The sequence below is a fragment of the Gottfriedia acidiceleris genome (assembly GCF_004138285.1).
In the GTDB taxonomy this organism is placed as follows: Bacteria; Bacillota; Bacilli; order Bacillales; family Bacillaceae_G; genus Gottfriedia; species Gottfriedia acidiceleris_A.
Window position 1 is genome coordinate 112,834 of the sequence record NZ_SCFN01000008.1, and the last position, 23,244, is coordinate 136,077.

Annotated in this window: 17 protein-coding genes and 1 riboswitch; of the genes, 11 read left to right on the forward strand and 6 right to left on the reverse strand. The window is 32.8% G+C overall.

All coding sequences use genetic code 11. The features are described 5' to 3' along the window. Positions 1-72 precede the first annotated feature (72 nt). Positions 73-1,122: an NAD(P)/FAD-dependent oxidoreductase gene (locus tag EP747_RS14050; RefSeq protein ID WP_129690760.1), complete on the reverse strand. Its 1,050-nt coding sequence runs from the start codon at positions 1,120-1,122 to the stop codon at positions 73-75. A gap of 202 nt (positions 1,123-1,324) precedes the next feature. Between EP747_RS14050 and EP747_RS14055 the strand changes: the two genes are divergently transcribed. The 4 genes from EP747_RS14055 (at position 1,325) to EP747_RS14070 (ending at position 5,231) form a co-directional block, all read left to right on the forward strand. Then, positions 1,325-2,170, forward strand: coding sequence for an ABC transporter ATP-binding protein (locus EP747_RS14055; RefSeq protein WP_129690761.1), 846 nt, complete (start codon positions 1,325-1,327; stop codon positions 2,168-2,170). Further along, a complete protein-coding gene (locus tag EP747_RS14060; protein ID WP_129690762.1) occupies positions 2,121-3,041 on the forward strand; it encodes an iron-hydroxamate ABC transporter substrate-binding protein in 921 nt (306 codons plus the stop codon). The genes EP747_RS14055 and EP747_RS14060 overlap by 50 nt, the downstream gene beginning before the upstream one ends. A 172-nt stretch (positions 3,042-3,213) precedes the next feature. After that, positions 3,214-4,224, forward strand: coding sequence for a FecCD family ABC transporter permease (locus EP747_RS14065; protein WP_129690763.1), 1,011 nt, complete (start codon positions 3,214-3,216; stop codon positions 4,222-4,224). After that, the gene (locus EP747_RS14070; protein ID WP_129690764.1) at positions 4,221-5,231 is read left to right on the forward strand and encodes a FecCD family ABC transporter permease; all 1,011 of its coding nucleotides are present in this window, start codon (positions 4,221-4,223) and stop codon (positions 5,229-5,231) included. Before EP747_RS14065 ends, EP747_RS14070 begins: the two co-directional genes overlap by 4 nt. Before the next feature lie 60 nt (positions 5,232-5,291). Here EP747_RS14070 and EP747_RS14075 read toward each other — a convergent pair whose 3' ends face one another. The 3 genes from EP747_RS14075 to EP747_RS14085 form a co-directional block, all read right to left on the reverse strand. Next, the gene (locus tag EP747_RS14075; RefSeq protein ID WP_129690765.1) at positions 5,292-5,879 is read right to left on the reverse strand and encodes a xanthine phosphoribosyltransferase; all 588 of its coding nucleotides are present in this window, start codon (positions 5,877-5,879) and stop codon (positions 5,292-5,294) included. Between the two features lie 104 nt (positions 5,880-5,983). Continuing rightward, a riboswitch (purine riboswitch) is annotated at positions 5,984-6,085 on the reverse strand. 73 nt (positions 6,086-6,158) lie between these two features. After that, positions 6,159-6,725 carry an HD-GYP domain-containing protein gene (locus tag EP747_RS14080; RefSeq protein WP_129690766.1) on the reverse strand — a complete coding sequence of 189 codons (567 nt, stop codon included), beginning with the start codon at positions 6,723-6,725 and terminating at the stop codon, positions 6,159-6,161. 34 nt (positions 6,726-6,759) lie between these two features. After that, positions 6,760-8,193, reverse strand: a complete 1,434-nt coding sequence (locus EP747_RS14085) for a BglG family transcription antiterminator (protein WP_129690767.1) — start codon at positions 8,191-8,193, stop codon at positions 6,760-6,762. Positions 8,194-8,587: 394 nt separating this feature from the next. On the opposite strand from EP747_RS14085, the gene EP747_RS14090 reads away from it, so the two are divergent. From EP747_RS14090 to EP747_RS14110, 5 genes are all read left to right on the forward strand, one after another. After that, on the forward strand, positions 8,588-9,070 hold the full coding sequence (locus EP747_RS14090; RefSeq protein ID WP_129690768.1) for a hypothetical protein: 483 nt from the start codon (positions 8,588-8,590) through the stop codon (positions 9,068-9,070). Between the two features lie 278 nt (positions 9,071-9,348). Next, a complete protein-coding gene (locus tag EP747_RS14095) occupies positions 9,349-9,579 on the forward strand; it encodes a heterocycloanthracin/sonorensin family bacteriocin (protein WP_129690769.1) in 231 nt (76 codons plus the stop codon). 179 nt (positions 9,580-9,758) lie between these two features. Continuing rightward, positions 9,759-11,705: a putative thiazole-containing bacteriocin maturation protein gene (locus EP747_RS14100; RefSeq protein WP_129690770.1), complete on the forward strand. Its 1,947-nt coding sequence runs from the start codon at positions 9,759-9,761 to the stop codon at positions 11,703-11,705. Further along, on the forward strand, positions 11,702-13,645 hold the full coding sequence (locus tag EP747_RS14105) for a TOMM precursor leader peptide-binding protein (RefSeq protein ID WP_129690771.1): 1,944 nt from the start codon (positions 11,702-11,704) through the stop codon (positions 13,643-13,645). The genes EP747_RS14100 and EP747_RS14105 overlap by 4 nt, the downstream gene beginning before the upstream one ends. A gap of 23 nt (positions 13,646-13,668) precedes the next feature. After that, positions 13,669-15,243, forward strand: coding sequence for a SagB family peptide dehydrogenase (locus EP747_RS14110; RefSeq protein ID WP_129690772.1), 1,575 nt, complete (start codon positions 13,669-13,671; stop codon positions 15,241-15,243). Between the two features lie 742 nt (positions 15,244-15,985). Here EP747_RS14110 and EP747_RS24270 read toward each other — a convergent pair. After that, complete coding sequence (locus EP747_RS24270; protein ID WP_165347055.1) at positions 15,986-16,153, reverse strand: hypothetical protein; 168 nt, start codon at positions 16,151-16,153, stop codon at positions 15,986-15,988. Positions 16,154-16,561: 408 nt separating this feature from the next. Between EP747_RS24270 and EP747_RS14120 the strand changes: the two genes are divergently transcribed. Continuing rightward, on the forward strand, positions 16,562-17,368 hold the full coding sequence (locus EP747_RS14120) for a M15 family metallopeptidase (RefSeq protein WP_235832882.1): 807 nt from the start codon (positions 16,562-16,564) through the stop codon (positions 17,366-17,368). Between the two features lie 49 nt (positions 17,369-17,417). Here the strand turns inward: EP747_RS14120 and EP747_RS14125 are convergent, their stop codons facing one another. After that, complete coding sequence (locus tag EP747_RS14125; protein ID WP_129690773.1) at positions 17,418-18,638, reverse strand: helix-turn-helix domain-containing protein; 1,221 nt, start codon at positions 18,636-18,638, stop codon at positions 17,418-17,420. A 425-nt stretch (positions 18,639-19,063) separates the two neighbouring features. Between EP747_RS14125 and EP747_RS25110 the strand changes: the two genes are divergently transcribed. Next, positions 19,064-23,221: a S8 family serine peptidase gene (locus EP747_RS25110; RefSeq protein WP_129690774.1), complete on the forward strand. Its 4,158-nt coding sequence runs from the start codon at positions 19,064-19,066 to the stop codon at positions 23,219-23,221. Positions 23,222-23,244: the final 23 nt, after the last annotated feature.

Sequence of the window (23,244 nt, forward strand, 5' to 3'; positions counted from 1 at the left end):
CGCTTAAGAAATAAAAAACGAATTCACATGGAATTCGTTTTTTTTTTATTAGCAAGTAAAAATTAACTAAGATTAGTTCATCATCTGTTTAATTAATTCACGATTTCGTTTTTTAAATACTTCATTATGAGATGAAACCATTGCAGATCCACTAGCATCTGGTTGGATATATTGCTTCGCTTTATTAACGGCATTAGCGGCATCTTGAAATGCGCCAGCAATTAATTGTAACTTTCCTTCATGCATTAAAATATCTCCAGCTGCGTAAATCCCTTCAATCGAAGTTTCACTCGTTGTATTCCCTTTAATATAGAAATCTTGAATCATTTCTACTTTTATTTCACTGTTATTTAATAAAGAAGTATCCTGTTCATAACCGTGGTTTATGATTACTTCATCAATTGCCAAATGAGATACTTCACCAGTTTCATTATTTGTCAGTTCAACCTTTTCAATTTCCTCATGGTTTTCACCAGCAATTAATTTCGTAATAGATGTATTGAAAAGACATTCGACTGTACTATTCATCAATTGAGAAACTTGTGCTTCATGACCCTTTAGAGCATCTTTTCGGTAAGTTAAATAAACTTTCTTAGCAATCGGCTCTAACTCATTAGCCCAATCAATTGCAGAGTTACCACCACCGGAAACGATTACAGTTTTATTTTGGAAATGTTTAAGTGATTTTACTGTATAGTTTAAATTTGAAACTTCGAATCTTTCTGCACCATCTATTTGAAGCTTTGTTGGATTTAAAATACCACTTCCTACTGCAACAATAACTGTTTTAGAATAATGTTTTTGACCTGAAGCTGTATGTAAAACAAAAATACCATTATCATCACGAGTGATTGTGTCGACTTTTTCATTTAACACAACAGTCGGATCAAACGTTAATCCTTGTTGAACAATTTGTCCGATGAATCTCTCGCCAGGGATTGGTGGTTGTCCTCCAACATCCCAAATTACCTTTTCAGGATAACAATGAACTTTACCGCCTAATTCAGATTGAAATTCTATAATTTTTGTTTTCATTTCTCGTAAACCACTATAAAAGGCAGAGTAAAGTCCAGCAGGACCTCCTCCGATTACTGTTACATCATAAAGATCGTTCATATTCATTATGTTCTCACTCCAGAATATTCTGTCATTGATTATCATTCTCAGTAAAATATAAACCATTTTTGAGAATTTTTCAATGATTTCACTAAAAAATAATATTGACAATAATAGTAAATAGACTTATATTTACCTAGCAACAATGATTGATAATAATTATCATTATCACTAACGGTTAAAATATTAAATGAATGGAGGTCCCTTTATGGTACGGTTATATACTAATGAATTGACCATTGGTTATGGTGATCGTTTGATTGTAAAAGACCTTAATATAAAAATTCCGGATAAACAAATTACAACAATCATTGGTTCAAATGGATGCGGTAAATCGACTCTTTTGAAGGCGATTACAAGAATAATCTCTCATCAATCCGGAACGATTATTTTAGATGGAGAAAACATTGCTTCAGAGAATACTAAATTACTAGCTAAAAAAATGGCGATTCTTCCTCAAACACCAGAGAGTGCAAGTGGCTTAACAGTAGGTGAACTAATATCTTATGGTCGATTCCCATATCAAAGTGGTTTTGGCAGATTAACTCAAAAAGATATTGAAGTTATTGACTGGGCACTTGAGGTTACAGGTACAAAGGAATATAAATATCAAACAGTTGATTCGCTTTCAGGAGGTCAACGTCAACGAGTTTGGATTGCAATGGCGTTAGCACAAGAAACTGAAATCATTTTCCTTGATGAGCCAACTACATATTTAGATTTAGCTCATCAGCTCGAAATTTTGGAGTTGTTACAAAAGCTAAATCAGGAGCAAGAACGTACGATTGTAATGGTTTTACATGACCTAAATCAAGCAGCTCGATTTGCAGATTATATCATCGCACTTAAAGATGGAGAAATCGTAAAAGCAGGTTCTTGCGAAGAAGTCATTACGCATGAAGTTCTAAAAAAAGTTTTTTCAATTGATACAGTAATAGGAAGAGACCCAAGAACAAATAAACCAATGTGCATAACATACAATTTACTTAAGGGAGAAGAGAAAAATGAAGAAAATCTTAATACCATTTCTTTTAATATTCGTGCTAATTATTAGTGCATGTAGTAAAGGAGCATCAAGTACAGAAGGCTCAAAGAATGAACCAAAAAAGTCTGGAACTATTACATATCAATCTCAAAATGGTCCAGTTAAAGTCCCAGCAAATCCTAAACGTGTAGTAGTATTATCTTCGTTTGCAGGAAATGTAATGTCTTTAGGAGTTAACATTGTCGGTGTTGATTCTTGGTCTAAATCGAATCCTCGCTGGGCTGAAAACTTAAAAAATGCTGAAGTAGTTTCAGATGATAATATCGAAAAAATTATTGAGTTAAACCCAGATTTAATTATTGGTTTAGATAATGTTAAAAACCTTGATAAATTAAAGAAAATCGCACCTACTGTAGTATATACTTACGGCAAAGTAGATTACTTAACTCAACATATTGAAATTGGTAAATTATTAAACAAAGAAAAAGAAGCGCAAGCATGGGTAGATGATTTTAAAGCTCGTGCACAAAAGGCCGGAGAAGAGATAAAAGCTAAAATTGGTCCAGATGCAACAGTTTCTGTAATTGAAAAATTCGACAAGCAGCTTTATGTTTATGGCAACAACTGGGGTCGTGGAACAGAAATTCTTTTCCAAGAAATGAAATTAAAAATGCCTAAAAAAGTTGAAGAAAATGCATTGAAACCAGGATATTATGCAATCTCTTTAGAAGTACTTCCTGAGTTTATGGGTGAATATGTAATCTTTAGTAAATTTGATCAAACTGATACTTCTGTAGAAAAAACAGATACTTATAAAAATACACCAGCAGTAAAGAATAAGCACGTTTTTGAAGTTAATGGAAGTGAATTCTACTTCAATGATCCAGATACTTTAGACATGCAATTAGAATTCTTTAAAAAGCAATTTTTAGGTAACTAACAAATATAAGAGTAGGAATTCTATTATTCCTACTCTTATTATTTAGACATTGTCCAAAAATTTTATTGCAGACTGATTGAAAACGTTTATCTTTCGGGGCGGGAAGCATTAAAGAAAGCGAGCGTTTGGCGGGCAGTCTGAAGACATTCTATAAAGAGAAGATGAGAGGCTAATGACACAAAAAAACAAAGGTTCTGTTCCATTCTTTTTTAAACTTATATTGGGGATTATCATTTTTATAGTTATGTTTGTAATTGCAATCGTTTTCGGCGCAGCGGATACAACTGTTGGTGATGTATGGAATGCAATTTTTACAAACATGAATAGTCAACAGATTTCTATTATTAGAGAGTTACGGTTACCTCGAGAGGTGGCGGCAATATTTGTAGGAGCAGCTCTTGCGGTGGCAGGCGCTATTATGCAGGGGATGACAAGAAATCCACTTGCAGATCCGGGTTTGCTTGGCTTAACGGCAGGAGCAAATGCAGCTTTAGCAATAACAATGGCTTTCCTACCAAAAGTAAATTATTTTGGAATTATGTTAGCTTGTTTTATAGGTGCAGCAGTTGGTTCACTAATCGTTTTTGGAATTGCTACAGTGAAAAAAGGCGGTTTTTCTCCATTTCGTATTGTTTTAGCAGGGGCGGCTGTTACAGGCTTTTTAACTGCTATTTCTGAAGGTGTAGGGATTTACTTTAAAATATCTCAAAATATTTCAATGTGGACTTCTGGTGGATTAGTTGGTACTTCATGGGGCCAAGTAAAAACGATTACGCCTTTTATTATAGTCGGTATTCTAGTAACAATTTTCTTGGCACGTCAATTAACAATACTTAGTTTAAATGAAGAGGTTGCTGTAGGTTTAGGTCAAAATATCCCAAGAATCAAAGCAATCTTATTTGTCGTAATCGTATTACTAGCTGGAGCGGCAGTTGCTCTAGTAGGAAATATGGCATTTTTAGGTTTAATGGTACCTCACATGGTGCGTGGATTCGTCGGAACTGATTACCGATTTATTATACCGATGTCTGCTATTTTTGGTGCTACATTTTTACTTTTGGCAGATACACTTGGGCGAACAATTAATATACCTTATGAAACACCAGTTGCAGCGATTGTTGCAATGATTGGCCTTCCTTTCTTTCTATTTATCGTACATAAAGGAGGCAAAGAATTCTCTTGATACAGCCTGCTATTATTAGAAAACAAAGGTTAATTCTGTTGATACTCTTTATACTTATTCTCTTAACAATGTTTATTGGAATGGGAATGGGATTTTCAGCAATACCATATAGTAGATTACTTCCAACATTTTTAGGTGATGGTACATTTAAAGAAGAGTTTGTAATCTTTTCAATTCGTTTACCTAGAATGATTATAACTTTAATGGCGGGAATGGCACTTGCACTATCTGGTGCAATTTTGCAAGGGGTAACAAGAAATGATATGGCTGAGCCTGGGATACTAGGTTTTAATGCTGGTGCAGGTGTAGCTATTACAGTATTCTTTTTATACTTTCCAATTGAAGCAGGATCGTTTGTTTATTTAATCCCAATCGTTGGATTTTGTGGTGCTATTGTAACAGCAATTATTATTTACTTATTTTCTTATAAGAAAAATTCGGGTTTACAACCTATAAGACTAGTTTTAGTAGGTATTGGTTTCTCGATGGCTCTTTCAGGAATCATGATTGTATTAATTTCATCTGCGGAACGTGCTAAAGTAGATTTTATTGCAAAATGGTTGGCAGGTAATATATGGGGGACAGATTGGCCGTTTATTTGGGCATTCTTACCTTGGCTAATTGTATTAATTCCGTTTACTTTATATAAAGCAAATACATTAAACCTTCTTAATTTAAATGAGCCTGTTGCAATCGGGGTAGGGGTCTCATTAGAAAAGGAAAGAATTGTTTTAATGTTAGCAGCAGTTGCATTAGCAGCATCGGCTGTTTCAGTAACAGGAGGAATTGCGTTTATCGGATTAATGGCACCACATATAGCCAAAAGCTTAGTTGGCCCAAGAAATCAATTATTTATACCCATTGCAATTTTAATTGGTGGATTCTTGCTATTAGTTGCCGACACAATCGGAAGAAACTTAGTCGATCCTGAAGGAATACCAGCGGGGATTATAGTAGCCCTAATCGGTGGGCCTTACTTTGTATATTTAATCCTAAAAAAGGCTTAATCAATAGAAAAAGACATTGTGAACTACACAAATCGTTCAAACAATGTCTTTTCTTTATTCTTAAACAGTTAATTCTTCATTTAAGTATTTAATTTGTCCGTCTTTTAAAGATTGAATACGAGCAAGAGATTTAACTCGATAACCACGATCACGCAGAATCTTTCCGCCATCTTGGAATGATTTTTCAATTACGATTCCAAAGCCAACTGTTTCTGCCTTCGCTTGTTCCATGATTGAAAGTAAGCCAAGAGCTGCCTGTCCGTTTGCTAAGAAATCGTCTATTACTAATACTTTATCACCTTCGTCTAACCATTTATGAGAAATTGAAATTTCATTTTCTTCTTTTTTTGTAAATGAATATACTTTGGCAGTATAAACATCTTGCTGCATTGTGATTGACTTTTTCTTACGAGCAAAAACTAGAGGGACATTTAAAGCAAGTGCTGTCATTAGCCCAGGTCCGATACCTGAAGATTCTATAGTAACTACCTTTGTTATTTTTTCTTCAGAAAATAAACGTGCAAATTCTTCCCCAATTTCTTTCATTAAAACAGGATCCATTTGATGATTTAAGAAAGCATCCACTTTTAATACATCATTTGCTAAAACGATTCCTTCTTGTTCAATTTTTTTTAGTAATAATTCCATAATGATCCCCCTTAATCTAAACAAAAAAACTCAAAACATGTACTTCACTGTATAAAATGAGTGAAGTAACACATTTTGAGTCTTTGATTCGCTAGAGCTAAAATGTTAGATGTGTTACCACTCATAGTCGGTAAATTTACGGTTAACCGGTAGAAACTTGTGAGCCATATCCTCACTATTATACGAGTGAAATTTATAATTTTAATGAAACTATAACATGTTAATAGATTCTGGTCTAGCAATTAATAGGTGTAAATTATTAGCATTATTGAATACAGCTTAATACAGTTTACAAATAAATTTAGTGAACTCCTTTACTAAATCCTGGTCATAAACAGTACCACTTTGTTTTTGAATTTTTTTTAACGATCTTTCAATTGAACATTTTTTTCTATAAGGGCGATCATGGGCTAATGCATCAAAACTATCAATTATTCTAATTACTTTCGAATTAAAATCAATTTCGTTACTACATAAACCTTCATAGCCAGTCCCATCAATATTTTCATGATGATAACGGACAGCATTTAAAATATCATTATGATATGAAAAATCTTTTAATAAATCATATCCATAAATTGTGTGATTCTTCATTAGATTCCACTCGAAATCAGTAAGAGGACCTCTTTTTGCAACGATTGAATTTGGTATTTTAAACTTACCAATATCATGTACATAACCAATAAAATGTAATTGATTGGATTGATGTAAAGAGAGATCTAAATATCTACTGAATTTATACGACATTTCTCCTACACGCATCCCGTGTAAAAAAGTATCATGATCGAGTTGCCTTAATAGATCAACTAACTCATTTGTGACTAATGTTGGCCTTTCTTTTACCATAAAATCACCTTTGAATGCTTATTCAACATAAAACTTATTTTAATAAATGGGCGATATGATTAATATCGCGCTGTGAAAGAGTAGAACTAATTACCGCAATTGGAACAATATCTAAATCAATTTGAAAATCAGCAATGATAAAGTCCAAACGTAATTCACTAATCGTTTCAGGGCTTAGTTCGCCGTTTTGGAGTTCAACAAATTGGATTTTATCTCCAAATTCTTTTATTAGTTTAGCTGTTATATACTGTCGTACACCATAACCTTCACTACTTAACAGCAGTACCCTTTTTTTTACGAATGATAATTTAATAATGATTGCTTGAATATTTAATGTGATTTTAGCAATTACTTCATTATTTACTTCTGGGTATGAAAGGTAATTGCACCAATTACGAAATACAGTTTTTACTTTATGAAATAACTCCGGATAACGCTTTTTAACGTATTCAGTAATGAGGCAAGATCGATCAATTCTACCGTTTAAAAAAAGAACTAGGGAAAAGGCTTTAAATTGTTTTTGAAGAGTGAGAATAAAATCATTATGATCATGTAATTTTATACCAAGCTTTTTTTCGAGCATCGTAACGAGCTCGTGTAATTCTATATATTGTTTTTTTGATTTATGATGGTAGCTAATTATTATTTCATCTTGAGGTTCATTATCGCTAGAAAAATAAGGGGATGCAGATATCATTATAGAAAGAGCGTTTATTTCATTTAATGGAATTGATACTTTATAAATTTTTTCTAGCTGTCCGCATATATCAGTTGCAACTGAAAAAAACTTCGAATCCTTAATATTGTTAGAAGGATTTAAATCCAATTGTATATCTCGATCGATTCTTTGAATCATCGTACCAACATAATAAATATATTTATATATAGTAGGTGGGAATAAAAGTAAATTATTTTCTTCAGCTGACTTTGTAACTACTTTTTTTATTATAGAAAACGATAGAGAATCATAAGGCCATTTATTCGTATGGGAGTATAGACCATACAATACGTCACAGCATAAGATTCTTTTTTGGAACTCATTTCCTACAATTTCAAGAGGTGCACGCTTTAAACTTAAGTTATATGATTTCAATAAAGTGTCTACTCGTTCGAGAATTTTATAAACAGTATTATGATGTGTATATAAGACTTTTCCTAAATCACTAATGTGTTCAATCTCTTTTATTAGAATAAACATGATTACTTGAAGTGATAAAGAGTTCTTAACAAAAAGTGAACGAACTTGATCAAGTGAGGAATTAATTGGATTATTTATATAAATACCTTTTCCTTTTATCGTTTCAATTTGCCATCCTTCTGGAAGTGTTGCATTGATAATTTGTATATCAGTTCTTATTGTTTTCTCAGTACAATTTAAATTTTTAGCAAGCTCCTCCGTTTTGAACCATTTTTCTTGACTACTTAAAATATCGATTAAGTGTAATCTTCGTAAACTCGCCTTATCCATCTCATCTCCTACTTTAGATCTAGAATAATATTTTTACTAACATAAATAAACTAACTATTTTTGTGATGAAACTCACATAAAATGTTGTTGAGATAATGTTTTCAAAATTATTTTAAACTTAGATGATGGATAAGGATATGACTATTTTTACCGTTAAAAACGGTAATAAATATATATTAATCGAAAATCTCCTTTTATATAACGAAGGGCATACATCGTTTAATGAAACTTTATATATTAACTGTTTTTACCTATCAAAACGGTAAAAAAAAGCATTTGAAACTTTAATAAGCAAGACTATAATTTACTTTGAAAAGGAACTCGTTTTAATTTGTGATTGTATTCGGATGTGATCATGATTGGTGCTCTAAATTGAGAAATGAGGAGGGAAATGATGGGTATAGTGTTACTGTTTTTTATCCTAGGAAAACTTTTGCTAGTTCAGTCTATGTTACATAGCCGTATTACTTTGTTAGGATTGTTATTTAGTATTTTTATTGTTGTTTTGCTATATTTACTTCCAATCTTTTTAGAATTCAATAAAAGAGAACGATCTATTGGTTATAGTTTTACTTCATTAGTAGTTGGATCTATATTTTTAATCTGTACTGTTTATGAAAGATATGCTGTTTTTGTATTTTCTACTATTGATCAAACAGAAGAAATCTCCAATACAATATTCTCGTTTTTTATGATAGGGGACTTACTTTTTGTTTTTGATTTTCTATTATTACTGTACCTCTTACTATTCAAAGTACTTAAAATAAAGACAGCACATTTAATTTTTGGAAAAGAAATAAGGAGAAATAAGAGAGCAAGTATAAAGAATGTCTATTCATATTCTCCTCTTAAAAACATTACGCTTAATGAAGATTAAAGAGCAACTGATTTAATTATGAATGAATATAAAAAAATGAATGACATACGAAAAACCTCACTTTCGAAGTGAGGTTTTTTTGCACTTTCAATCCGTTCATAATTTTACTAAGGAGTAAGAAAATTGGGCAAGTGAATCGGTAACAATGCCCAAGTCCTCAACATATTTTGTTGTTGAGAGTCTGCGTTTTAGTGGATTCAAATTAGGGAATCGTATTTATTTTATTTAAGTACGTTATGTTTTATTCGCTTTCAAATTTTATGTCGGAGGTTATAAAAATGTATGATTTTCAAAGAGAGCTTCAACAATTAAACGTTGATCAGTTTCAAACTAGTCAAGTAGTTCCATGGGATTATAATCAGAATCAAAATCAAGATGCTCGAGTTTGCTTTGCATGCTTTTTCCCTTTTTTTAGTTGTTTTGGTTGTGGAGGTTGCTTCGGTTGTGGAGGATGCGGAGGCTGTTTCCGTTGCGGAGGATGCGGTCACTGTGGTCGCTGTCACCGTTAATTGTAATGTTTCATAAAAACTATTTGTCCAACTAGACAATCAGCCCCTACTTATCTTTGTAGGGGTTATCTATTAAATTAGGTTATGACATAAGGAATACATAATATACATAGGATTATGAAGAAAGTATTTATTAAATTCAATGTACAACTCACAGGAGATTGAAGGAGTTGAAAAGGATGTCAAAATTGAATCCATCTGCACGACTAAAGGTTAATCGAGATACTTTTTTTGTACCTGATTCGAATGGAGGTGTCTATTTTAGGAATAACTTAAGTTCATTTCGAATGGAAGGTGCATCTGTATACCAGTGGATTGAAAAGTTACTTCCTATGTTTAACGGTGAACACTCCCTAGATAGTTTAACAAATGGTTTGCCTGACCAATACCGAGAAAGAGTATATGAAATTGGTGAGATTTTATATAAAAATGGCTTTGCACGGGATGTAAGTAAGGATCATCCACATCAATTATCTAAAGATATTTTAAATAAGTATGCAAGTCAAATTGAGTTTTTAAATTGTTTTGGGGAGTCTGGTTCATATCGTTTTCAAACGTATCGCCAATCCAAGATATTGGCAATTGGTTCTGGAACAATTGTCACTTCGCTAGTTTCAGCATTATTAGAGTCGGGGTTAGCCAAATTCCATCTTTTAATAACGAATACGGAAAATACTGATAAAAAACGAATAAAAGAAATTGTAGACAACGCACGGAGAACGGATAGTGAAGTCGAAGTTGAATTAATTAAGAGAAAGAAGCTTTCATTACAAGAGATTGTATCAGCTTTTGATTCGATTTTATACGTATCAGAAGATGATCGTGTTTATGAACTTAAATTGCTCAATGAGATTTGTAAAAGAGAGAAAAAGCGATTTATCCCAGCAATTTCTTCGCAAAAGATCTGTATGGCCGGACCACTAGTGACTTCAAATTCTGAAGCTTGCTTTGAGTCAGCGTGGAGAAGCGTTCATCAAAACATACTCTGTGAAGAAGAAACGAACCAACCATTGTCTTCGATTACATCAGCAATGTTGGCAAATATAATGGTGTTCGAGCTATTTAAGGATATTACAAAGTCACGCGAAACAGAAAAGAATAATCAGGTTTATATTATTAATCAAGAGACGCTAGAGGGCAGTTGGCACTCATTCTCTCCTCATCCACTAGTGACTGGGAAAGCAAAAGCTAAAATAGTTCATAATTTTGAGGAAAAGCTAGAGCAAAACAAACCTAGTGGAGATCAAAGGAAGTTATTAACTTACTTAGGTCAGTTCAATTCACAAGAAACTGGATTATTTCACGTTTGGGATGAGGGTGAACTAAATCAACTTCCATTAGCTCAGTGTCGGATACAAGTAGTAGATCCTCTTACAGAAGGACCAGTAAAACTACTAACGAGTACGATTTGTACTGAATTAACTCATGAAGAAGCACGAAGAGAGGCGGGACTTACTGGAGTTGAAATGTATGTATCGCAAATAGCCAGTCAACTTATTATGAATTCAGAGTCCGATGTTGTAGAGTGTATTGAACCTGAGGAATACATCGCAATAGCTACTGGTCAAACTTTTTCAGAAAGTATTTGTAGAGCTCTACAAAAATATTTGTCTGAAGAGCTTAATAAACAAACGAGTGATCATGAAAATCATATTCAGGAAATAAAAGCGATAAAAATTGAAGATGATTGTGCTCAATTTTATTTACAAACATTAAATACAATACATGAATCTCCAAAAATAGCATTAGGAAAAGAGATTTGTGGATTTCCAGTAGTCTGGATTGGTACACAAAAAGGCTGGTATAGAAGTGTTGGTTTAAATATAACAATGGCCTTACAAGATGCACTAAAACAAGTACTTAAGGAATCACAAAATAAAACCCCACTACTTGCATCAAAAGCTACCCAGAGTTCATCAGTTTTAGTGGAAGAAAAGCAAGTACCTGAAATTATTATCCCTGAATCTGACCGTGCTAAACATGCTGATTTATTATTCTCGGCTATGGATATTTTAAAACAGAATAATATGGAACTACTAACATTGGAGTTTATGCTTGAATCAATTAATGTAGATGAGCTAGCGGGAGTTTATGGTGTCTTGTTAAGAGAGGTGAGCTCGATTTGAATTCAATGGTTACTATTTTTGGAGAGGGATTATTAAGTAAGTACACATCCGAAATTCTTTTAAATAAATATAAGATCGTTCAACAGAAAGATTTAGAGTCGAAGGTTTCAGAGGATACTAGTTTAATACTTATTTTAGATGACGCGTGGAACCCTAAGATTTATGAAAAAGTAGATGAAAACTTAAGAATAGGAACTGTTCCATGGCTACGTGCTTGTGTTTCGTTTGGGGAAGGTGTAATCGGACCCTTAGTACATCCAGGGCAAAAAGGATGCATAAAGTGTGCTGATTTTAGACGTTTAATGGCTGGCAGAGAGCGCAGAGAAATGCTAGAAATTGATCATCAGTTATTAGAAGGTGATGGAGTATCGGATGATGTATGGGGTACAAGAACGGGACTTTTACAAATGGCTTACTTAATTGCTGCTGAAGTAGATAAATTTATGAACGGTAAAGAAACTCGTCTAGAGGAACGAATTTTTTTATTAAATATGAAAACATTCAAGAGTTCTAATCACTTTTTTTTACCGAATCCTTTATGTCCAATTTGTGGCGAACTAGAAGATGATACTTCTGATTCTGCTATTATTTCACTTGAGCCAAGTATGAAAGTATCTCCAAATAGTTATCGTAGTCGCTCGATGGATGAATTAAAAAAAGTGTTAGTTAATGACTATTTAGGTCAAAAGACAGGTTTTTTAAATGGAAAGGCATATGATCTAACCACACCATTTGCAGATGTTGTCGTAAACCTACCATTACTTCAAGGGGATGAAGGAACAGCAGGGCGTACACTATCATATGAATCTAGTGAATTAACTGCTATTTTGGAAGGGTTAGAAAGGTATTGTGGTCTCACTCCACGAGGAAAAAGAACGGTAGTACATGATAGCTATAACAACGTAAAAGATTATGCAATTAATCCTGAAATTGTCGGTACTCATTCGAAAGAGCAATATGCTCTGCCGCGTTTTCCATTTAAGGCGTTTAATCCTAAACGGAAGATTGATTGGGTATGGGGCTATTCATTTATGAAGGAAGAGCCGATTCTTGTACCAGAGTTGCTTTCATACTATAGTCTAGGATGCGGACACGGTTATGTTTATGAAACTTCCAATGGATGTGCATTAGGAGGGAGTTTAGAAGAAGCTATATTCTACGGTATTTTGGAAATTGTTGAACGGGATTCTTTCTTAATGACTTGGTATGCTCAGTTGCCTCTTCCTCGACTTGATCCAAAATCGGCTAAGGATCAAGAACTCGATTTAATGATTGAGCGAATGCGCTTGGTTGGAGGATATGATCTTCATCTATTTAATTCGACGATGGAAAATGGAATTCCAAGTATTGTTGCCATTGCAAAAAACCGAAAAGAACATGGTTTAAATCTCATTTGTGCAGCAGGCGCACATCTTGATCCAGTTAGGGCGGTTAAAAGCGCAGTGCATGAGTTAGCTGGAATGATGTTAACATTGGATAAAAAGTTTGAAGAAAATTACGCTCAAAATATGAAAATGCTTTTAGATAATAATCTCGTTAAACAAATGGATGATCATGGAATGTTATACGGGCTACGTCAAGCAGAGGAGCGTCTGAAGTTTTTATTAGATGATAACCGTCCATTAAAGACTTTTGAGGAAGAATTTAAATGGGATACAAACCATCTGGATTTGACGAATGATCTAAAGGATATTCTACAAGTATTTAAACAATTAAATCTTGATGTGATTGTAGTCGATCAAACTACACCTGAAATTAAAAGAAATGGATTATCTTGTGTAAAAGTCTTAATTCCAGGAATGTTGCCTATGACATTCGGCAATCATTTAAAACGATTGAATGGACTTGATCGAGTGTTAAAAGTTCCTGTTAAAATGGGCTATACGAAGAAGCCGCTAAAGCCGGAGCAGCTCAATCCATATCCGCACCCGTTCCCATAGGTGGTGTTCTAGGAGGTTTTTGGATGAGTTTACAAACATTTCTACACAATCTGCATTTTGATATTGAAAAGGCAAATCAATCGGATTGGGAAGTAGATTGGGAGGATGCGCCACTAACTTATAAGCTTTATAAAGATTTACCTACTATTCCACTTTCTCTTAACGTTCCATTATCCTTAAAAGAAAAAAGGGACGAATTTGAGCCGAATTTAGACGAAATAGGCTATTTTCTATGGTATGTATATGGAATAGCACAAGTTGCTCAAACAGCAATTACTTCCGGTTCCAACGAAATGGTTAATATGATGTCTTCAAACCGAAGATTCATCCCCTCTGGTGGTGGATTGTATCCGAATGAATTGTATTTATATCTTAAGTCTGATCAAGTCTCTTCAGGTATTTATCATTATGATGTTGCTAGACATTGCTTAGTTTTATTAAGAGAAGGAAATTTTGATTCTTATGTATCAAGAGCTTTAGGAAATAGATGTGATCTTCCTAAGTGTTTTGGTACTATTTTTATTTCAACAATGTTTTGGAAAAATTTCTTTAAATATAATAATTTTTCTTACCGTCTTCAAGGGTTAGATTGCGGTGTGCTTATTGGACAGATTTTAGAGATGGCTAAACGCTTTGGGTTTAAAGCGGGAGTATATTACCAGTTCCTAGATCAAGCGATCAACCATTTAATCGGCATAAACGAACGTGAGGAAAGTGTATATGGAGTAATTCCACTCTCAATTGAAGAATCTACCTTGATTTCAAAAGATAATGTGAAAAATAAAATTTACAATTCTATCGATCTAAATAAAGAGTTACAAGCAGTTTCACATAAATATTTAGTAAAATCGAAAAAGATAAGAGAGTTCCCGATGCTAATTAAAATGAATAAAGTATCGATGATCGAATCGACTCAAACATTTAGAAAAGTTGATGAAACTGTTGATGCTTTAGATGAACGGCATCGAATAATTTTACCTAAAGTGGAGCGTCTGTCCTATGATTTTGCAGCTATATGTAAAGAACGGTTTTCACCTGAACTTGACTTTGTTTTACGCTCTATTAGTCAAAAAAACCTAGCAACACTACTTAAAGAGGCGACAGCATCCTTCTCATATATAAATGATTTAGATGGATCCTTTAAAAAGAATAAAAACCGACCAAAATTATATTTATGTTTGTATAACGTTGAAGGGATTAACAATGGGGCTTATTATTATGATGATCATACCCATACGCTAGTACAAACTAAATTAGGCGATCATCGTATGCAGCTCCAATATGGAATGAATGCCCCTACCGTTAATTTATTCCAAGTGCCAATTTGTATACATGTAGTGGGGAATACGGAACATATAAAATCGACACATAGTTATAGAGGCTATCGAATTCAACAGATGGAAGCTGGCATAATGGTTCAGCGTTTACTAATAGCCGCATCAGCATTAGGAATGGGGGGGCATCCACTACTTGGCTATAATGTAAAATTATGCGATGAGTTATACCAATTAGAAGAAATAGGAAAAACAAGTTTAATTCAAATTCCTATAGGTCATTATCGGAATCGACCTTGGTTAAAAGGAAATTTGCATAGCTAATAGAACTTAAAAAGTTAAAAACAAGAATACTTTCTGGGTATTCTTGTTTTTTTTTTAGAGTGTTGAAATATGTAGTCAATATTGAAAAATACAAACATTAAATGAATTTCTATGAAAAAAATTTATTTTATCTGTCATCTTATTGATAAACAAGTGATTTTGGTTGATATATAAATGTTTTAACTAAATTGCAAAAATTAAATTATCTTCTTTTTTGACGATCAATATTTTTAAAGATGTGTAAGTCGTCATCATAAGTTATAAATTGAAGAGTAATTCATTCGTTCAATTGACCATTCTATTATTTTTAAGATTATTATTTTTTATAAAGAGTTTGATTGGAACGGAAGGGTGCTCGACTCCTATGGGAGAAGCGGGAAGACTAAAGACCCCGCAGGCGCGCCGAGGAGGCTCAGGTCTCGCCCCATGGAAAGCGAGCACCCTGTAGTGGAAATCAATATGACGCAACTTACTTATCAATGTTCAATCTAACAATTTAATTGACAAATTCTTTTTTTGAAATATAAAACGGTCAAACCTATATTAAGTGAATCTTATTGACAATAAACCCAATGGTGGCGCTGGTTAACCGCATAATCGACATTTATTCGACATACAAAAGTCTCGGAAATTAGATTGAATAGTTCTTTTGGATTAAAATTATATAGTATAATTAATTTAGTTATTATTTAGATATAAAAAAAACCTTCCAAAAAGAAGGTTTTTTTATTTTTGGAAATATTTAACGTAAAAATCCCCAAAGAAGAATTGGTGTAATTAAAAAAGTATAAAGCAAAAACTGAAGTATAATAATCGGTGCAATTTCTTTAAAATCTTCAGCCCAAAATTTAGCAATACCGGCCGTTATAGCTAGTTCTAATAAGGGGCCAAAACAAATTAACCATTTCATATTTTTATTCTCCTGTATATAGATTCTTAGATGAATTAGTCTTTTTCGTGAAAATTCTTACTAAAAAATCTTTAAAAAATTGTTTTTATGTCTGCTAATAAAATTATATTAACACAATTTTAAAATTGTTATAAATACTATTTAATAACATAACATATAATTAAAAAAAATGTCAGATTATAAAACTTTTTGTATAATTAAATCGTCTAATTTTAGTAAAACAAATTTAAATAATTTTTATGGTTAGTTTTTGTTTAATCTTAAACGTTGATTATTAGTAGTTTGATTAAAAGAATTCGTGACGATACTAGAGTAAAAAAAGCTTTATTTATCATCTACCAAATTCTACGACAACAACCAATTAAAAAAAACGATAAAAAGTATAGAAATTATAGGAGGAGAAAACCATTGTCCAGAAGTATGAAAAATCGTAGAAAAAAACCAATTATAGGAATCGCAATTTCTTTAGTTTTAGTAGCCGGTGTTGCAGGTACACTTTATGAACAAAACAAAGAACCTAAAACGATTGTTATTAAGAAGAATGCCAAAGTTAAAAATGACATTGTAAAAAATGATAACGTACTTAATTTTCCAGATTATTATAAAACTACAAAAGAAGATGAATCTGGGTTATTAGAAGTGTTAAACGTTGATTCAAATTTAGTCTTAGTTAATAAAGATCGAAAGCTACCCGATGGTTATGAACCAAACGATCTTATTTATCCATCAATACCATTAAATGGGGCAGTAAAAGAAAAAACTAGAATGAGAAGTGAAGCTGGACATGCATTAGAGAAGTTATTTGCTGGTGCATCTGCGGATGGTTTTACATTAACAGCAATTTCTGGATACCGTTCATATGATCGACAAGTTTCTTTATACAATAATTATCTTTCAACACATGGCGAGGAATGGACTAAAGCATACAGTGCATTTCCAGGAACGAGTGAACATCAGACTGGACTAGCGATAGATGTTTCTTCACCGGCATTTGGTAATGCGTTAGAAGTAGGTTTTGCCAAAACGCCTGAAGGAACATGGTTAGCAGAGCACGCACATGAATACGGCTTTATTATTCGTTACCCAGAAGATAAAGTAGATATAACAAACTATCACTATGAACCATGGCATATTCGATACGTTGGAAAAGAATACGCTACTTATTTATATACGAAGCATCTTGCACTTGAAGAAGCGATGCCCGCTAAAAAATAATAATAACAATAAGGCATGTCCCATTAGTATGAGACATGCCTTTTACTATCTACTGATTTATTAATGTATTTGCCATACTTAGAGCTTTACGGGTTTGTTTGCGTTTAAAATAATAGTTAAACAATTCTTTTTCCGAATGATTGATTAGATAAGCGAATCCTAGTTTTTTAAAAAATGGTAATGAATGATCTGCCATATATTGATGATATTCTTCTTCTTTTTCTAAGATTAAAAGGTCTAATAAGGTGAATAAGTTGATAAAAAGTTTGTCGCTTTTCTTGGAAGCAATATCAAACCCTTCACTTACAAACTGTAATAATTCACCCTTAGGTAATAGTTCTCCATAGTATGAGCTTCGTATATATCCTTCTAGGGAAAGTAAATACGGTATAGAGTTAGAATCCTTCAATTTCATAGACTCAAAATAGTATTTTTTTGCTAACTCATAATTTTTTCTTCGGTAATATTCAAAGGCCAAATTATGATATACCCTTGCTTTTCGGTCTGATGATCTACAAATTTCACAGCTTTGAATTAAGTTTTCAAATCTTTTAATCGTCTCAGTAAATTCTTCATTATCTTTAACTTGTATTAGCATAAGCATTTCGGAGTCGATTACTCGAAGATAGGAATTAATACTTTTGAAATACTGACGAGCTTTATCAGCGTAAAAATAAGCCATTACGGGCATTTCATTAGAATGGTAAGCTGATGCTAAATGATAATAATATTCTTCATTTGTATACTCTTCATTATTGATTTCCTTCAGAACTTTCATGGCAAGTAAAGGTTCATGGTTCGTTAAGTGATAAATACCTTGCACATGTCTAAAAAGATTTATTTCATAAGGTGACAATTTATGCTTTATTTTTTTCATTTCATCAATGAGCTCTTTTGCTTCATTCATTAAATTACGCATTAATAAATATCTGATACGAAGTAATTTATATTGATTAGTATAATTTGAAATTTGAATTAACTCTTCTTGCTCAAGTTCTAAGTTGATTTCTTCTATTTCGTCAAATAGCTGCATTACAATAGACTGCTGCCAACTATTTATACGTATTTTTATATTTTTTAATTTTGAAATCTCATTTTCAATTTTTATTCCAAGTCGATCAGATAGTAGGGCTATTATTTCATGTGCATATTCAGTTTGAGATCTTTCTATTTTACTAATATGCGTACTAGAACAAATTCCTTTCCCTAACTGTTCTTGTGTCATCTGAGATTTTTCACGATAATATTTTATGATTTTCCCCTCATACATAACAAATTTCTCCCTTTAGAAAACCTTTTTATTAAAAGTTTGAGTAGTAGAAAACCAGCGATTCCCCCAAGTTTATAATAAAAATTTCTATTGAATTTAAATGACTTTCTTCCAAACATAATCTATAAATTAATAAATTTAGTAAAATATGAGACTTTAATTCTAAAAAGAAAAATTAATTATTGATGATTAATGTCGAAATAAGGATTATAAATGAAAATATGGACTGAAATAACCCCCATTTACCACGAAAAATAGCTAAATTACAATTAAATTATTAGATTTGTCTAATTATTCTAATTCTAATTTTACATCATTTTTTTATTTGGAGGAATGAAATAGAGTTAGTTAATTTAACCATTTTTTCATATAGTAGATTATTTTTTACTTAATTTAAATTAAGTTAGTAGAAGGAGCGCATCGAAATGAAGATTAGAAAGAAGAAAATGCTAAACATATTGGTGACAAGTGTATTAACTACAAGCTTTTTTGCATCTTATTTAATGCCCCAAAAAAGGTCTTATGCAACTTCGAACTCTGTAGAATCAATGTTAAAGGGTCTAACAGATGAGCAAAGACAATCAATTAAGCGCTTAACACCTCAAGAAGGCTTTATTATTGATCCTAGTTTACTATCATTAAAGGATAAGACTGCGCATGTCATCGTTGAACTAAAAACATCGCCACTAGAAGAGACTCAACAATCAAAATCAAAAGCATCACCAAAAGAAAAAAAACAAAAAGTAAGAGGCGAACAAGCGTTTTTTAAACAGCGATTAACTGAACTTTTCAATGAGAAGGCATCCAAACAAAAATCAAGCCAAACATTCAACCAACAAGCCCTCCAATTTGATATTAAACAAACATATGAGAATGTATTTAATGGGATGGCAATGACAATTCCTACGAATCAAATTAATACACTTCTACAAACAGGTGTTGTTAAGCGAATTTGGAAAGATAATGAGGTCCGCTTGCCAAAAAATGAGTTATCTACATTAGATCAATCAGCAGGAAAAGCAATACCACCAGCTCTTCCGCATATTGGCGTTGATCGATTACAAAGTGAAGGCCTAAAAGGACAGGGCATAAAAGTAGGTGTTCTTGATACTGGTATTGACTATAATCATCCTGATTTAAAAGATTCATATAAAGGTGGATATGATTTTGTAGACAATGACGCTGATCCAATGGAATCAACGCCTGCAGATCAAAAAGCATCAGAAATGCCCGAATCTATAGATGGAATTCCGTTTGTAACTGAACATGGAACACATGTTGCAGGTACAATCGCATCCAACCCTAAAAATGACGTGGAATATGCAATGACAGGTGTTGCTCCAAATGTAGACTTGTATGCATATCGAGTATTAGGTCCTTATGGGTCAGGCTCTGATTCAGGGGTAATTGCAGGTATTGAGAGAGCCGTTAAAGATGGTATGGATGTTATTAATCTATCTTTAGGTAATAATAGTAATAATTCATTAAACGCTACTTCCGTTGCGATAAATAATGCGGCAATACAAGGTGTAGTACCAGTAGTTGCTGGAGGAAACGCTGGCCCAAACCCTGGAACGCTAGGATCACCAGGTACGTCTCCACTAGCAATTACGGTTGGTGCAAGTGATGTTCCAACTGATATTCCTACGGTAATTACTAGTTTAGGAGATGTTTCTGTAACAAATACGTTAATGGGACATGGTCTTGGTAAAGATTATTTAAATGTAATTGATAAGGATTATGAAGTTGTAGAAGTTGGCATCGGTACAGAAGACAATTATGCAGGGAAAGACGTAAATGGTAAAGTGGCCTTAATTGCCCGTGGAGATATTTCATTTGATGAAAAAATTAGACGTGCAAATTCCAAAGGTGCAGTAGCTGTTTTAATTTACAATAATGTTGATGGAGATATGCCGTTTTTCTTTGGTGAAAACTATGGTTATGCTCCAACATTTAAAATGTTGCAAGAGGATGGAGTTAAACTTGTTGATAAATTAAAAGAGGATCCAACAGCAACTATTAAACTATCAGATTTTAAGTCAAATATGACTACTGGCGATGTATTAGCTGACTTTAGTTCTAGGGGACCAGTGAGTAATAACTTTGATATTAAGCCAGATGTAGTAGCACCAGGTGTTTCTACATTTTCAACAGTGCCTGAGTTTATTAATAGCCCTGAAGAGGGAACTGATTACTCAACAGGCTATGCAAGTTTAAGTGGAACATCGATGGCTACACCTCATGTAGCAGGAGTAGCGGCATTATTATTACAATCACATCCAGATTATACGGTAGCTGATGTAAAAGCAGCTCTTATGAATACGGCTGACCCATTAAAAGGAAGAACTTACAATGTAAATGAAGTTGGGGCAGGACGTGTAGATGCTTATGAAGCAGTTCATAACACTACGTTAGTTGAAGTACAAAACAAAACGATCACACTAGATCAAGATGGTTTCAAAAAAGAAATTGCTGATATTTCTGGTTCTCTACCATTTGGAAGTATTGCACAATCAAGCGAAGATCAAAAAAGAACGACATCAATTCAGATAAAAAACTTAAGTAGTAAAAAAGAAACATATCATTCAAGAGTAGAATTTTTAACTATTGATGGTGTATCAAAAGATGCTAGTAAAAGTGGAGTTAAATTAGAATTACCATCTATGATTGAAGTAAATGGAAATGAAAGTATTAATATTGATGCAAATTTAACGATTCCAAATAATGCTGAATTTGGTATATATCAAGGATATATTCATATTGAAAATGAATCAAAAACTGCGGAATATCAAATTCCTTTCCATGTACGCTATTCGACTAGTGGTTTTGAAAAGGTAGAATTTTATAAACATGCTATAACAAATGATTTAAGTAACTATCATCCATATATTGAACCATTTACACCTGCATCTTTCAAATTGAATAGTCAAATGAAAACGATGGATGTAATCGTTAGCGATTTAAACGGTAAACCTATTGGATATTATGGAACGTTTACTAATATGGAAGATCTCAGTGTTGATACTGAATACTTTATCTTTTTTGGATTCTCTGGTGCAGTAAAATATTTTACAGCTGATCCAAACAATCCTTTATCACGTGAATATGAAAATCTAGAAGAAGGTAAATATATTGTATCGTATATTGGTACAGGAGTAGACGGAAAAACGTATAAAGTAGATAACGACATGGTAATCGATAATACAGCCCCTAAGGTGACATTTGATAAGAAAACAGGAATTAATGAAATTGCTAATGAGGATTTAACAACGGAAAATAATCCAATGGATGGCAAGGATTATAATGCATATTGGGTTCATGGTAATGTATATGACGATACAATTGATTTTCTGAAGAGTAGAGGACATGACATTACGCAAGAAGCAAATAAAGTATATGCTTACCAAGATTCATTTTGGCCAACTGCAGAATTTTTCCCGACAGCTAATGGAGACTTTAAATTTGGTGTATTACCAGAAGAATATGCAAATTATCCGACGAGTATAAGAGTGTATACTTTTGATCACGCAACTGCAGGCAATCCGACTTTCCCAGAATTTACGATTATTAACAAAGGTGATAAGTATGCAACATTTAATACAAGTTCAAAAGGAGTTAGTCTTGGTTCTGAGTTTGTAAATACGTTTAAGGTTAATAACGCAAAAGAATTAACAAGTGCTAGTATTACAGCTGATATTCCAAATTATTATAAAGTTGTAGATGTTAAAGCGTCAAAACAATTAGAAGATTTAGCTGAAAGGAATAATTGGACAATTGATGTTGCAAAACCTGAAATAATTGCAAGCACATGGTCAAATGTATCAACATTCGGTGTAGATATTTCAGATAAAAAGACTAAATTACCGGTTTCAATTAATGGTGACATTAATTTATTAGATATTAATTTAAAAGTAATTGATGACCATAATTATTTTGTAGAGAGTGGATTCTATTATCAAGAATCATCGTATCAAACAAATAACGGAACTAAGTTTACATTACCTACTTATGCTGATAAATTTAAATTCATCTCTCAGCATTCAATGTTAGAGGGTTACTACCATGGAGAAGCAGTAAATTTAGATAATTATGATATGGACTATTCAAAGATTGGTACAAAAGTTTATGTTGTTGATAAAAAAGGTAAGAAATATAATGCTTCAATTATTGATAGCGGTTGGTTGACGATTACTGATATTCCTGCAGTTGCAGATGACTATACATTAGTAGTCGATATTCCTGGTCATTTCCTATACACTAAAAAAATCAAAATAAGTAAAACAATTGATGGAAAAGTACAAGGTATGTACTATGACATGTATATGGACACTGCTGCAGCTGGTGATGTAAATGATGATAACGTAATTGATATTTATGACGCGAAGTTTGTTGCAAATAATGCAGGTGAAACAGGAGTTAACCTAAAAGCAGATCTTAATAAAGATGGTGTTGTAGATATTGTAGACTTCAACTATGTCGAAAAGAATTTTATGTCAATCAATCCATATTTCCCTACTTCAATTAAACCAGTTGAAAAAGTAGGTAAATTAACGTTAGAAGAATTGAAAAAGAGCTTTAACTAAAAAAAGAGGGTGCCTTATATGGC

Bases quoted from the DNA above. Each gene is read 5' to 3' on its own strand.
- EP747_RS14050 (WP_129690760.1), bottom strand. From the start codon at position 1,122: ATGAATATGAACGATCTTTATGATGTAACAGTAATCGGAGGAGGTCCT.
- EP747_RS14055 (WP_129690761.1), top strand. From the start codon at position 1,325: ATGGTACGGTTATATACTAATGAATTGACCATTGGTTATGGTGATCGT.
- EP747_RS14060 (WP_129690762.1), top strand. From the start codon at position 2,121: ATGAAGAAAATCTTAATACCATTTCTTTTAATATTCGTGCTAATTATT.
- EP747_RS14065 (WP_129690763.1), top strand. From the start codon at position 3,214: ATGACACAAAAAAACAAAGGTTCTGTTCCATTCTTTTTTAAACTTATA.
- EP747_RS14075 (WP_129690765.1), bottom strand. From the start codon at position 5,879: ATGGAATTATTACTAAAAAAAATTGAACAAGAAGGAATCGTTTTAGCA.
- EP747_RS14080 (WP_129690766.1), bottom strand. From the start codon at position 6,725: ATGGTAAAAGAAAGGCCAACATTAGTCACAAATGAGTTAGTTGATCTA.
- EP747_RS14085 (WP_129690767.1), bottom strand. From the start codon at position 8,193: ATGGATAAGGCGAGTTTACGAAGATTACACTTAATCGATATTTTAAGT.
- EP747_RS14090 (WP_129690768.1), top strand. From the start codon at position 8,588: ATGGGTATAGTGTTACTGTTTTTTATCCTAGGAAAACTTTTGCTAGTT.
- EP747_RS14095 (WP_129690769.1), top strand. From the start codon at position 9,349: ATGTATGATTTTCAAAGAGAGCTTCAACAATTAAACGTTGATCAGTTT.
- EP747_RS14100 (WP_129690770.1), top strand. From the start codon at position 9,759: ATGTCAAAATTGAATCCATCTGCACGACTAAAGGTTAATCGAGATACT.
- EP747_RS14110 (WP_129690772.1), top strand. From the start codon at position 13,669: ATGAGTTTACAAACATTTCTACACAATCTGCATTTTGATATTGAAAAG.
- EP747_RS24270 (WP_165347055.1), bottom strand. From the start codon at position 16,153: ATGAAATGGTTAATTTGTTTTGGCCCCTTATTAGAACTAGCTATAACG.
- EP747_RS14125 (WP_129690773.1), bottom strand. From the start codon at position 18,638: ATGTATGAGGGGAAAATCATAAAATATTATCGTGAAAAATCTCAGATG.
- EP747_RS25110 (WP_129690774.1), top strand. From the start codon at position 19,064: ATGAAGATTAGAAAGAAGAAAATGCTAAACATATTGGTGACAAGTGTA.